Annotated in this window: 12 protein-coding genes and 2 tRNA genes; 7 read left to right on the top strand and 7 right to left on the bottom strand. The window is 69.0% G+C overall.

All coding sequences use genetic code 11. The annotated features are described in order from the left end of the window. Positions 1–60: 60 nt before the first annotated feature. From ACFQW8_RS01395 to pepN, 5 genes are all read right to left on the bottom strand, one after another. Positions 61–870 (bottom strand): hypothetical protein, encoded by an 810-nt coding sequence (locus ACFQW8_RS01395; RefSeq protein WP_380085191.1) that lies wholly within the window; start codon positions 868–870, stop codon positions 61–63. Continuing rightward, entirely contained in the window at positions 863–1,426 is a 564-nt protein-coding gene (locus ACFQW8_RS01390) for an RNA polymerase sigma factor (RefSeq protein WP_380085190.1), read from the bottom strand. The genes ACFQW8_RS01395 and ACFQW8_RS01390 overlap by 8 nt, the downstream gene beginning before the upstream one ends. Before the next feature lie 109 nt (positions 1,427–1,535). After that, entirely contained in the window at positions 1,536–1,976 is a 441-nt protein-coding gene (locus tag ACFQW8_RS01385) for a globin (RefSeq protein ID WP_380085189.1), read from the bottom strand. Continuing rightward, positions 1,973–2,899 carry a mechanosensitive ion channel family protein gene (locus tag ACFQW8_RS01380; RefSeq protein ID WP_380085188.1) on the bottom strand — a complete coding sequence of 309 codons (927 nt, stop codon included), beginning with the start codon at positions 2,897–2,899 and terminating at the stop codon, positions 1,973–1,975. The genes ACFQW8_RS01385 and ACFQW8_RS01380 overlap by 4 nt, the downstream gene beginning before the upstream one ends. Then, positions 2,896–5,454: an aminopeptidase N gene (gene pepN, locus ACFQW8_RS01375; RefSeq protein WP_380085187.1), complete on the bottom strand. Its 2,559-nt coding sequence runs from the start codon at positions 5,452–5,454 to the stop codon at positions 2,896–2,898. The genes ACFQW8_RS01380 and pepN overlap by 4 nt, the downstream gene beginning before the upstream one ends. Before the next feature lie 104 nt (positions 5,455–5,558). Here pepN and ACFQW8_RS01370 point away from each other — a divergent pair, with 104 nt between their 5' ends. The 4 genes from ACFQW8_RS01370 to trmB all read left to right on the top strand — a co-directional run bounded on the left by ACFQW8_RS01370 (position 5,559) and on the right by trmB (position 8,614). Further along, positions 5,559–6,173, top strand: a complete 615-nt coding sequence (locus ACFQW8_RS01370) for a mycothiol-dependent nitroreductase Rv2466c family protein (protein WP_380085186.1) — start codon at positions 5,559–5,561, stop codon at positions 6,171–6,173. A gap of 57 nt (positions 6,174–6,230) precedes the next feature. Beyond that, positions 6,231–6,698 carry a ribose-5-phosphate isomerase gene (locus ACFQW8_RS01365; RefSeq protein WP_380085184.1) on the top strand — a complete coding sequence of 156 codons (468 nt, stop codon included), beginning with the start codon at positions 6,231–6,233 and terminating at the stop codon, positions 6,696–6,698. Between the two features lie 85 nt (positions 6,699–6,783). After that, positions 6,784–7,896: a PP2C family protein-serine/threonine phosphatase gene (locus tag ACFQW8_RS01360; RefSeq protein WP_380085183.1), complete on the top strand. Its 1,113-nt coding sequence runs from the start codon at positions 6,784–6,786 to the stop codon at positions 7,894–7,896. A gap of 34 nt (positions 7,897–7,930) precedes the next feature. Next, the gene (trmB, locus tag ACFQW8_RS01355; RefSeq protein ID WP_380085182.1) at positions 7,931–8,614 is read left to right on the top strand and encodes a tRNA (guanosine(46)-N7)-methyltransferase TrmB; all 684 of its coding nucleotides are present in this window, start codon (positions 7,931–7,933) and stop codon (positions 8,612–8,614) included. Between the two features lie 67 nt (positions 8,615–8,681). Here the strand turns inward: trmB and ACFQW8_RS01350 are convergent. Then, positions 8,682–8,755: transfer RNA gene (locus tag ACFQW8_RS01350), tRNA-Pro, on the bottom strand. Positions 8,756–8,881: 126 nt separating this feature from the next. Between ACFQW8_RS01350 and ACFQW8_RS01345 the strand changes: the two genes are divergently transcribed. Beyond that, positions 8,882–8,955 (top strand) — tRNA-Gly (locus tag ACFQW8_RS01345). Positions 8,956–9,019: 64 nt separating this feature from the next. On the opposite strand, the gene ACFQW8_RS01340 is transcribed toward ACFQW8_RS01345, so the two are convergent. Continuing rightward, positions 9,020–9,964, bottom strand: a complete 945-nt coding sequence (locus ACFQW8_RS01340; protein WP_380085181.1) for a zinc metalloprotease — start codon at positions 9,962–9,964, stop codon at positions 9,020–9,022. 284 nt (positions 9,965–10,248) lie between these two features. On the opposite strand from ACFQW8_RS01340, the gene tig reads away from it, so the two are divergent. Both tig and ACFQW8_RS01330 read left to right on the top strand, forming a co-directional pair. After that, positions 10,249–11,619, top strand: coding sequence for a trigger factor (gene tig / locus ACFQW8_RS01335; protein WP_380088552.1), 1,371 nt, complete (start codon positions 10,249–10,251; stop codon positions 11,617–11,619). Between the two features lie 120 nt (positions 11,620–11,739). Further along, the gene (locus ACFQW8_RS01330; protein WP_380085180.1) at positions 11,740–12,207 is read left to right on the top strand and encodes an SRPBCC family protein; all 468 of its coding nucleotides are present in this window, start codon (positions 11,740–11,742) and stop codon (positions 12,205–12,207) included. Positions 12,208–12,268: the final 61 nt, after the last annotated feature.

Genomic DNA, 12,268 nt, shown 5'->3' with positions numbered 1-12,268 from the left:
GTGAGTTGGGGTGCTGGTGTGGATACACCGCCGCGACCCAGCTGGTTCACCGGTCGGGCATCACCGGGCAGACTCGGCGATCGTCGTCGCGGCCTCGAGCGACTTCGGTCCCTCGAGGCGGTAGGTGAGCTCGCGCCCGGTGCGGTCGCGGTCGACCCAGACGAGGGTGGGTCCGGCCACCCGCGGCGCGCTTGCCACGGTCACTCCGGAGCGGTCGGTCCACTCGATGAGGTGCGTACCCGCGAACCACACGGCTTCCTGCCCCGCGACATCGGTCGGCGTGACCGCCTGCCAGACGCTCTTGAGGTAGCCGAACGACAGGCTGCCCTTGAAGATGTCGAGCCGGGTCGAATCCGGGCCGGTGCCCCAGGTGAGCTCGACGACGCGTCCTTCCCGGGTCACGGCGATGCTCGTGGGCGACCCGAGCTGCGCGGGCGCCGTCACGTCGAACCCCACACGGTCGGACGCCTCGGCCAGGGACCCGACGACGATGGAACCCGACGTCGTCGGCGCTGATCCGGTGGTTGCCTCGACCCCCGAGGGCGTCGGCACCTCTCGCACCGTGACCCCGCCGATCCGGAAGAGCTCGAGGACAGCGGCTCGAACGGGTGGCACGAGAACTACCACCAGCAGAGCGGCGACGGCCACTGCTGCTGCCCGCCGACGGCGAGCACGCAGCCTGTCGAGCCACGACGAGAAGGTGGAGCCGATGCGTGAATCGGCGCTGCCGGCATACTCACCGTCTGTTTCTGAGATCTGGGTCATCACGCGCGCGGCCAGATCGGCGGACGGTGGGTCGATCACGAGCGTGCGTCCCAGGGCGATGAGCTCCGCCTCGAGCGGATCGGGCGTCAGTATCTGCTCAGACATGCGCAAGCTCCTCTCGTAGTCGAGTCAGACCTCGGCGGAGTCTGGACTTCACGGTTCCGTTCGGAATGCCGAGCGACTCGGCGGTCTCGATCTCGGAGAGCTCGAGCAGGTAGCGACAGGTGACGACCTCGCGCAGATCCTCTGGCAGTGCCCGGATCGCGGCGAGCAACGTCTCACGTCGCTCGTGAACCACGGCCACCTCGGCCGGGTCGGAGTCGGCGACGAGCGAGGCTCCTCGGCGCACGTCGCGCAGCTCGCGGGCCACCCGACGGGACTGACCGCGGTGCAGGTTGCGGGTCTCGTTGACGACGATCCGCAGGAGCCAGGGGCGGAAGTCAGCGCCGTCTCGGAAGGACGAGAGCGAACGGTAGGCCTTGACGAACGCCTCCTGGACGACGTCGTCAGCGTCCGAACCGGCCCCGGAGAGCACGGCCAGCCGCCTGGCGATCGGGGCATGAAGGTTCACCAGCTCTGCGTAGGCAGCCGTCTCCCCGGCACGAACGCGAGCCAGCACCATCGCTTCGTCGGCCGTCTCGATCGGTCCTCCCCTCGCCACTGGTGTCGAGTGTCACCAGTCCTACACCGCGGAGGGAGATCGCGTTCACGGCACGGGAGTGCCGCGTGGTCACATTCGCTGCGCCGGTGGCGCCGACAACGCAGAAGTCTCAGAGGGTCGGGCGTCCCTCGGGACCAACGGGGGAGGACGACGGTGCGCCCGTGCCAGCAGGCGGAGGAGTCTCATCGGTGTTGACGAGCATGTGTGCCGCGCGCATGAAGTAGTCGCGCATCGCCTCCGCGTGTGCCTCGGGCAGGTCGAGGGTCTCCATCGCCGCGAGCATGTGACGCATCCACCGGTCGCGCATGTCGAGCGTCACCGGAAAGGGAGCGTGCCGCATCCGCAGGCGCGGGTGGCCGCGCTCCTGGCTGTAGGCGTTCGGGCCGCCGAAGTACTGCTCGAGGAACATCCGCAGCCGCCGCTCGGCCGGTGCGAGGTCCTCCTCGGGATAGAGCGCCCGCAGCTCGGGGTCGGCCGCGACCCCGACATAGAAGGCATGGACGAGCCGGTCGAACGTCTCCGCCCCACCGACTTCTTCGTAGAACGTCATGGTCGGGCTCCTCCGAACGGGTTCACGGGCGGCGCCTTGACGCCGGCGACGTCGAGCGCCGACTTGATGCGCTGGCGCAGCTCGCGCTGGATGTCGATCTTGTCGCCGGGTGAGGCCTCTGCGAGCACCCTGATGGTCATGGTCTGACCGACGATCGACTCGATGCCGGCGACCTTGGGGGTGTCGAGCAGCCGCCCGTCCCAGGCCTCTTCGCCCGCCATCGCAGCCGCCGCCTCACGGATGACGGTCGTCACGTGGGCGACGTCCTCGTCGTAGGCGACCGGTACGTCGATGATCGCCGTGGCCCGGTGCTGGCTGAGGTTGCCGATCCTGATGATCTCGCCGTTGCGGATGTACCAGGTGACACCGTCGGCGTCGCGCAGACGGGTGACCCGAAGCGAGACCTCCTCGACGGTGCCGATCGCCTCACCCGTGTCGATGACGTCGCCGACGCCGTACTGGTCCTCGAGGATCATGAAGATCCCGGACAGGAAGTCCTTGACGAGGCTCTGCGCACCGAAGCCGAGGGCCACGCCACCGACACCGGCCGAGGCGAGCAACGGCCCGAGCGGGATCCCCACGAGGGCCATGACGGTCAGCACGGCGACGAGCCCGACGACGAAGGTCACGATGCTCCGCAGGAGCGAACCGAGCGTCGCCGTCCTCTGTTGGTGCCGAGCACGCGCGGTGATGGACGCCTCGGCGAAGAGCCGCCCGGTGAGCGACCGGTCGCGACCCTCGCTGTCGCGCTCGCTCGCCTTGGCCGTCATCGTCCGCACGACGCGGGTGATGAGGCGGTGGAGCAACCAGCGCACGAGGACGGCGAGGACGACGGTCAGCAGGATCCGCAGACCGTCGGTGAGGAGCCACTCCTGGATGCGGTCGGCGGTCACCAGGGTCGTGGTGAGGTCGACTTGGGTCATGCCTGGGCGTCACGCTCCTGCGCCGCGAGGGCGCGCGTGATCGGGTCCCGGTTCTCGGCGACGATCCGACGGAGGGCGTCGGGCGAGTCGGTGTGGGCGTCGAGCCACCCCTGCGTCGCGTCGCGCAGCTCGGCCGAGGCCAGGCCACGGGGATAGAAGCCGAGCACGATGGACTCGATGAGAGCCATCGAACCTCTGTCCTGCAAGGACCTCAGCGCGTCGTGGTAGCGCGCGACGAACGGCTCCAGTGCGCTCACGTCACCCAGTCGGCCGAAGCCGAGACCGTAGGCGTCCACCATCGAGTTCGAGAGCCCCTCGTCCTCGACGGCGGCCTTCCAGGCGGCTTCCTTGGCCTCAGCGGTGGGGACCGATGCGCGCGCCCGGGCGGCGCGCTCCTGACCGGTGGCCGTGGCGTCGCGCGCGAGCTCTGCGTCGATCTCGCCGTCCTCGAGCGCGTTCGCCCCGGCGAGACCCGTGAGGAGCGTCCAACGCATGTCGGTGTCGAGCTCGAGCCCGTCGAGGCTCTCGTCCCCCGAGAGCAGACCACGCAGGTATGCCGTGTCGTCACCCGTCGTCGTGAACCCGGCTGCTGCCGTGACGAGCTGGAGCTGCGCGTCACTGCCGGGTTCTGCGGAGGTGGCGGCGCTCCAGAGGCGCTCGAGCGTGGCGCGACGGGTCGCGTCACGGTGCTCGGGAGCGACGTACAGGTGCACCGCCGTGGTGAGCTGGGCGAGGAGGGTGCGGATGAGCGTCGAGTCCGACTCGCCCGGAAGCACGTCGAGGACGAGCTCGGCGAAGGTGCGCGAGCTCATCTCCGCGTCGCGGGTCATGTCCCATGCCGACGCCAACACGAGTGACTTCGGCAGGGAGCTCTCGAAGCCGCGCAGGTGCTCGATGGCGGTGGCGAGCGAGCGCTCGTCGAGCCGGATCTTGGCGTAGGTGAGGTCGTCGTCGTTGACGAGGACGAGGTCGGGCTGCACCCGCCCGACGAGCTCCGGGACCTCGGTGCGCTCGCCGACGAGGTCGAGCTCGAGACGGGCGGTGCGCACGAGCCGGGCGCCCTGGGCGCCACCCAGCTCCACGGCATACAGGCCGATGGCGAGACGGTGAGGGCGCAGGGTCTCGAAGCCGGGAGCGAAGGTCTGCTCGACGACGGCGCTGGAGATGCGGCCGCGGTCGTCCACCTCGATGACCGGACGCAGCGTGTTGACGCCGGCGGTCTCGAGCCAGGCCTTGCTCCAGGTGCGCAGGTCGCGCCCCGACGTGGCCTCGAGCTCGTCGAGGAGGTCGTCCAGCGTGGTGTTGCTCCACCGGTGCTTGGCGAAGTAGGCACGCAGCCCGTCGCGGAACGCCTCACGCCCGACGTAGGCGACGAGCTGCTTGAGGACGGAGGCACCCTTGGCGTAGGTGATGCCGTCGAAGTTGACCTCGACGTCCTCGAGGTCGCGGATCGGCGCGACGATCGGGTGGGTCGAGGACAGCTGGTCCTGGCGGTAGGCCCAGTCCTTCTCGTGCGTGCCGAACGTCGTCCAGGCCTCGGTCCACTGCGTGGCCTCGGACTGGCAGGTCGTCGAGGCCCACTCGGCGAAGGACTCGTTGAGCCAGAGGTCGTTCCACCACTTCATCGTCACGAGGTTGCCGAACCACATGTGGGCGAGCTCGTGGAGCACGGTCAGGCCGCGGCGCTCGACGATCGCGTCGGTGACCTTGGACCGGAAGACGTACATCTCGTTGAACGTCACGCACCCCGCGTTCTCCATCGCGCCCATGTTGTACTCGGGCGTGAAGATCTGGTCGTACTTCTCGAAGGGGTAGGGCTGGTCGAACTCCGCCTCGAAGAACTCGAAGCCCTTCTTGGTGAGGTCGAAGAGGTTGTCGGCGTCGAGGAACTGGGTGAGCGACCTGCGGCAGAAGATGCCGAGCGGCACCTCACCGCGACGGCTCGTGAGGCTGTCGCGCACGACGTCGTAGGGCCCGGCGACGAGTGCGGTGATGTAGCTCGAGATCGGCTCGGTCGCGCTGAACGTCCACGTCGCGACACCGTCACGGTCGGTCGGGGTCGGCTCCGGCGTCGGGGAGTTCGAGAGCACCTGCCAGTGGCTCGGCGCCGTCACCGTGAAGGTGAACCGCGCCTTGAGGTCGGGCTGCTCGAACACGGGATACATGCGCCGCGAGTTGGGCACCTCGAACTGGCTGTAGAGGTAGACCTCGTCATCGACCGGGTCGACGAAGCGGTGCAGTCCCTCGCCCGTGTTCATGTAGCGGCCCGTGGCCTCGATGCGCAGCTCGTTGAGCCCTGCCACGGGCGACACCGGGATCCTGGACCCGTCGTATGCCGCCTCGACCTCCTGGCCGTTGAGCGTCACCTTCTCGACGGACTCGCCGAGGAAGTCCACGAAGGTGGCTCCTCCTTCGGTGGCGGTGAAGGTGAGGGTGCTCGTCGTGGCGAACGTCGTGTCGGACGTCGTGAGATCGAGCTCGACGGCATACGCCTGCACCGACACGAGCGCGGCGCGCTCCTCGGCCTCGACGCGGGTGAGGTTCTTTCCGGGCACGAGGGATCTCCTGGTCTGCGGCGGAACGACGTGATGGGGTGGCCTCAATCCTCGCACGCGCACCGGACGGCACGAGGCCGCTGGGGGAGTGGCACGATGAGCGCATGAGCGAGACACAGCGCCACACCGCCGAGTTCTGGTTCGACCCCCTGTGCCCCTGGGCCTGGATGACGTCGCGATGGATGGGTGAGGTCGAGCAGGTCCGCCCCGTCGACGTGACCTGGCACCCGTTCAGCCTCGCGGTGCTCAACGAGGGTCGCGACCTGCCGCCGCAGTACCGCGCGCTCATGGACCGCGGCTGGGGACCGGCGAGGGTCGTCACCGCCGCTCGTGAGCTGCACGGACAGGATGCCGTCAAGCCGCTCTACGACGCCATCGGCACCGCCATCCACCCAGGGGGCGTCTCCGACCTCGACGTGGCGGTCAAGATCGGGCTCGACCAGGCCGGTCTGCCCGCCGATCTCGCAAAGCACGCGTCCTCGGACGAGTACGACCCGCAGATGCGCGCCTCGACGCAACGAGCCCTCGACCTCGTCGGCGACGACGTGGGCACACCCGTCATCTCCGTCGACGGCGTCTCCTTCTTCGGGCCCGTCGTCACCCCGGCTCCTAAGGGTGAGGACGCCGGCCGACTCTGGGACGGAACCGTGCTCGTCGCCGGCACCCCCGGCTTCTTCGAGATCAAGCGCAGCCGCACCGCCGACCCCCAGTTCGACTGACCTCTCCCGCTCGACCCTCTTCGACCCTGACGTCCCGACACAGGAGCACGACCAGACATGCGCGTACACATCGGCGGCGACCACGCGGCATACCAGCTGCACCAGGAGCTCATCGCCTTCCTCGAGGGCGAAGGGCACGAGGTGAACGACCACGGTCCCTTCGACCTCGACCCGGAGGACGACTACCCCGTCTTCGTGCTGCGGGCGGCCGAGGCCGTCGCCGCGGACAGTGGCTCCTTCGGGATCGTCCTCGGTGGGTCGGGCAACGGCGAGCAGATGGCGGCCAACAAGGTCGTCGGGGTGCGCGCGGCCCTCTGCTACAACGACGAGCTCGCGCAGCTCGCGCGTGAGCACAACGACGCCCGGATCATCTCCATCGGTGCCCGGATGAACACCGTCGAGCAGGCACGCTCCATGGTGCGGACCTTCCTCGCGACACCGTTCTCCGGTGAGGAGCGTCACCGTCGCCGGATCGACATGGTGACTGGCTACGAGGGCAGCAAAACACTGCCTGAACTGCACTGACGCGTCACTGCTCGGAGCCTTCCGCCGGTCGTTGACCGTGGGTTACTGTGATCCGCACGCAGCCCACGACACAGGAGAATCGCTGGTGGCTTCGGACGTCGGCGTCCTCACGCGCAGAGCACCTTGGACGCTCGCGCGTCGTCTCGTCGGAGCGGTTGCGGCCACGGGTCCACGTCGTGACCGGATCGTCTTCGTCGCTCTCGCGCTCATCGCACTCACCTTCCTGCTGCTCGTCGTGGGTGCACCGGCCCGTGTCCCGACCGTCACGCTTGCTCCCTTGATCCTGCTCAGCGGTCTCTATCTCACCCGCCGCCACCTGGTCGGGCTCTACGTCGTCATCGGCATCGGCATCGCCACGACCATCCCGCGCCAGGCCGGCACGGCCATGGCCAAGACCCTCATGGTGTCGGCGATGGTCGCGCTCATGGCCATGATGGTCATCGTCGCCTCCTCGCGCGTGCGGGTCGGGTCGACCGGCTTCCACGGCGAGAACCTCTTCGTCGAGCTGCGCGACCGCATCGCCCGGTCGGCCCGTCTCCCGGCCCTGCCCGCCGGCTGGACCGCCGAGTCGGCCGTCCGGTCAGCCAACGGTGAGGGGTTCTCCGGCGACTTCATGGTGGCCGACCGCACCCACGATGGTCGCCACCTCGAGGTGGCGCTCGTCGACGTCAGCGGCAAGGGCCGCGAGGCGGGCACCCGCTCGCTCCTCCTGTCCGGTGCCCTGGGCGCCCTGCTCGGGTCCCTGCCTCCGTGTGCCTTCCTCGACGAGGCCAACCGCTACCTCGTCCGGCAGTCGTGGGACGAGGGCTTCGCCACCGCCGTCCACGTCGACATCGACCTCGACACCGGCGAGTTCTCGATCGGCAACGCCGGCCACCCCGCGCCCGTCCGCTACTCCTTCGGCACCGGGAACTGGGAGATCCTCGAGGGTGGTCGGGGACCGGTGCTCGGGATCATGGAGGGGGTGGCCTTCGCCCGGACCCACGGCACCCTCGCCATGGGCGATGCGCTGATGATCTACTCGGACGGCATCATCGAGTCCCGCGGCCACGACCTCAGCGAGGGCACCGACCGCATGCTCGGTGCCGCCTCCGAGGCCATGGTCCGCCGCGGTGACTCCGTCGCAGACGCCGTCGTCTCGTCGGCCAGGTCGGGCGAGGCCGACGACCGTGCCGTGTTCGTCATCGTGCGGGCCTGACGACCCGCTAGCACGCCCGGGTTAGCCTCGATCCGTGCCGTCCTCGCGCTCGACCCTCGACCACCTGCCCCGAGAGGGTGTGCGGACCTACACCCCTCGGTGGCGCAAGTCGCCCCTGACCACCGAGCGGATGGAGCGCTTCCTCCCCGCGCACGCCATCCCGGCGGACGGGCCACTCGACCCCCAGTCCTGGTTCGGGCGCACGGCACCCGTCGTGCTGGAGGTCGGCTCCGGTCACGGTGCCGCCGCAGTCGCCTATGCCGCAGCCCACCCTGAGCATGACCTCATCGCGGTCGAGGTCCACGTCCCCGGGGTCGCACGGATGCTCGCCGACGCCGAGCCGTTCGCGCTGACCAACCTCTGGGTCGAGGTCGGCGACGCCATGGAGCTCCTCACGGAGCGCATCCCCCGTGGCTCGCTCGCCGGCGTGCACCTCTGGTTCCCCGACCCCTGGCCCAAGCTCAAGCACGCCAAGCGTCGGTTCGTGCAGCAGCACACCCTCTCTCTGGTCGCCGACCGGCTCGAGCCGGGAGGTGCGCTGCGGATCGCCACCGACCACGAGGTGTATGCCGCTCATGTCCGTCAGCAGGTCGCTCACCACGCAGGGTGGCACGTGGTGGAGGGCGAACGCCCCGACTGGCGTCCGAAGCACGGGTTCGAGGCCAAGGGCCTGCGCGCCGGGCGGAGCATCCACGAGTTCACCCTCACGCCGGCCTGAGGGCCGCGGCCGCAAGTGCGACGGGCCCCTGCGTGTCGCGCTTCGCGCCGCAAGGGCCCATCACCTGTCGGGGTAGCCAGATTCGAACTGGCGACCTTCCGCTCCCAAAGCGGACGCGCTACCAAGCTGCGCCATACCCCGGCTCGCCCTGCGGCAGAGCGACATCCGCGACACGTGGAGGTGCCGGCCGATTTCGGATCCCGCGGAGGAGGCCATTAGGCTAACCCCTGCTCAGACCGGCCGACGCACGTCGACCGCGACGAGCACGCGGGCGTAGCTCAATGGTAGAGCCCCAGTCTTCCAAACTGACTACGCGGGTTCGATTCCCGTCGCCCGCTCCACCACAAGAGGTATGCCGTCCGCCCACGTGAGCGGACGGCATACCTCTTGGTCGTTCCGGAGACGTCAGGCGCGGAAGGCGATCCAGGCGTCGTTCATGCGCTCCACCTGGCCCGGCGTGAACATGTTCATGCAGGAGTCCTGGGTGTAGTCCATGAAGTTGTGGATGGGGTCGAGCCCGGGGGCCGTGCAGGTGTCGGCACCGGTCGGGCAGTTGAACTGCGGGACGGCCTCGCGGGGGGTGTCGGCGACGAAGTCGCCGGCGGCCGAGCACCCGTGGGCGAAGGTGTGCTCGAGCATCATCCAGTGGCCGACCTCGTGGACGAGGGTGTCGCCGAGGGCGTACTTGCCGGCGGTGCCACCGGGCATCGACTCGTCGAGCATGACGACGCCGTCGACGTAGTCGCGGCCGGCGTTGTAGCCCTTCGGGAAGTAGGCCCAGCCGAGCAGGCCGCCACCGATGTCGGCGACGTAGACGTTGAGGGTCCTGGAGTCACCCTCGTGCAGCGCCTTCTTCATGTCGCGCTCGACCTTGCCCGGGACGACGGTGTTCCACGTCGGGTTGACCGTGTGGGTCGTCTTGACGAGGTCGAAGCGGAACGGTGAGTCAGCGGCGTCGGCCGCGGTCGTGCCGGCGAAGGCGTCGTTGAGGACGTCCATCTGGGCGGAGATCATCGTGTCCATGCGGGTCTCGGCGGCGCCGGTGAGCGTCTGCTTGGACACGACGTGGAACACCGTCGGGATCGTCACCGAGCCAGCGGCCATGAGCGGGCTGTCCTTGAGGACGCCGTAGGCGTTGGCCTCGTTCTTGCTGTAGAGCTCGGGCTCCTTGGCGCCCTTGGCGTCATCCCGGACCCGGGCGGCCGAGGGGGCGCCCGTTGCCGGGTCGCACTCGGCGACGGCCGGCGAGGGGGCCGAGGCGGCGCTCACGGTGGCGGGAGCCGAGACGGCGAAGGTGGACGCTGCGAGCGCGATGACGCCGAGCGCAGGACGGATGAGACGACGTGTCATGGGTGATCTCCTCGAGGATGCGGGCCCGTTCGGGCCGCTCCGGGGACGCTACGTGAGAGATCGTCGGCGAAACGGGTTGCGCGGTGACCATTCGCCTCGGCGATTCGGCCCACGTGGCGCTTGCCCGTTAGCATGTTCGCGAGTTTGATTTCTTTTCGGTATGCCGTGTGCTGACGATCCGTGGTTCGCGGGCAGTGTCCTGCGACCGGCACGCCGATCCTGATCTCACCCGCGAGGTCTCCTCGCAATCATCCGTGATCCCAACACCCTGTGGAGTGCCTGAAGTGAAGAGTGCCGTCGAGACCCTCAGCCCGACCCGGGTGAAGCTCATCGTCGAGGTGCCGTTCGACGAGCTGAAGCCCGACCTCGACGCGGCGTACCAGACGATCGGGTCGCAGATCCAGATCCCCGGTTTCCGCAAGGGCAAGGTTCCCGCTCGCATCATCGACCAGCGCGTCGGCCGTGGCGCCGTCGTGCAGGAGGCCGTGAACGAGGCCCTCCCACGCTTCTTCTCGCAGGCCGTCGACGCCGAGGGCATCAAGGCCATCGGCCAGCCCGACGTAGACGTCACGGCGGTGCCCCTCGAGGACGGCCAGGACCTCGAGTTCACCGTCGAGACCGACGTGCGTCCCGAGATCGAGCTCCCCGAGCTCGACGGCATCGCGGTCGAGGTCGACGAGGTCAAGGCCACCGACGAGGACATCGAGGAGCGCCTCACCTCGCTCCGCCAGCGCTTCGGCACCCTCACCGCCGTCGAGCGTGCGGTCGAGACCGGCGACGTGCTCTCCATCGACCTCAAGGCCGTCATCGACGACGAGGAGATCGACAGCGTCGAGGGCGTCACCTACGAGGTCGGCTCGGGCAACATGCTCGAGGGCCTGGACGACGCCGTCCTCGGCGCCAACGCGGGTGACACCAAGACCTTCACGGCGCCGTTGGCCGGTGGCGACAACGAGGGTCAGGACGCCGAGTGCACCGTGACCGTCCAGTCCGTCAAGACGCGCGAGCTCCCCGAGCTCGACGACGACTTCGCCCAGCTCGCCTCGCAGTTCGACACCTTCGACGAGCTGCGTGCCGACATCGTCACCCAGGCCGAGCAGGCCAAGAAGTTCGAGCAGGGCGTCCAGGCCCGCGACAAGGTCCTCGAGCACCTGCTCGAGGTCACCGAGGTCGCCGTGCCCGAGGGCATCGTCGAGGCCGAGGTGACGAGCCACCTCGAGGGCGAGAACCGCCTCGAGGACGACACGCACCGCGCCGAGGTCGACGAGAGCACCCGCAAGGCGCTCAAGGGACAGTTCCTCCTCGACGCCCTCGCCGAGAAGCTCGAGATCGAGGTCGAGCAGCCCGAGCTCATCGAGTACCTCATCATGAGCGCGCAGCAGTACGGCATGGACCCCAACCAGTTCGCACAGGCCATCGACCAGCAGGGCCAGGTGCCCGCCATGGTCCAGGAGGTCTCGCGCCGCAAGGCCCTGGCCGCCGTCCTCGAGAAGGCGGTCGTCACCGACACCGCCGGCAACTCGATCGACCTCAACGAGCTCGTGCCCCAGGCGGACGTGGTCGAGCCCGAGCTCGAGGACGAGGGCGACCTCGACGAGCTGACCGACGAGGTCGAGGTCGTCGACACCGAGACCGAAGAGCCCGCCAAGGCCTGACGCTGCACCGCACGACCACGACGTATGCCGTGTGCCCACCGCGAGGTGAGCACACGGCATACGTCGTTCCCACTCCGGCGGAGCTTGCGCTTCCGCGTGATCCGTGATGAGGGTGGAGGCATGACCAACGACACGCAGATCACTGTTTCGCGCACGATCGACGCGCCTGCCCAGGCGATCTTCGACGTGCTCAGCAACCCGCAGCGGCACCCGGACCTCGACGGCTCCGGCTTCGTCCGGTCCGTCGAACAGGCCGACCGCATCAAGCAGGTCGGGGACGTGTTCACGATGAACATGACCGGCGACCACATGGGCGGCGACTACCAGACCGACAACCACGTCACCGGCTATGACGAGAACTCCCTCCTGGCGTGGCAGAGCACTCCGGCCGGCGCCGAGCCGTTCGGGTGGGAGTGGGTCTGGCGCCTGGAGCAGCAGGGCCCGGGCCAGACGCTCGTGACCCACACCTACGACTGGTCCAAGGTCACCGACAAGGAGATCCTGCAGAAGGTGAGCTTCCCGCTCGTCTCGCAGGGCCAGCTCGAGGACTCGCTCGCCAGGCTCGCCGAGGTGTCGGCGGGGTCCTGAGGGCGGACCGTGCCCGAGCGATGCCGGGTGCTCACCATGGGGTGAGCACCCGGCATCCGGC

Origin of the sequence: Knoellia altitudinis (assembly GCF_042666355.1) — a bacterium.
Classification (GTDB): domain Bacteria; phylum Actinomycetota; class Actinomycetes; order Actinomycetales; family Dermatophilaceae; genus Knoellia; species Knoellia altitudinis.
Note: the sequence above shows the minus strand (reverse complement) of the source record. Positions and strands in the feature narration are given on the sequence as shown.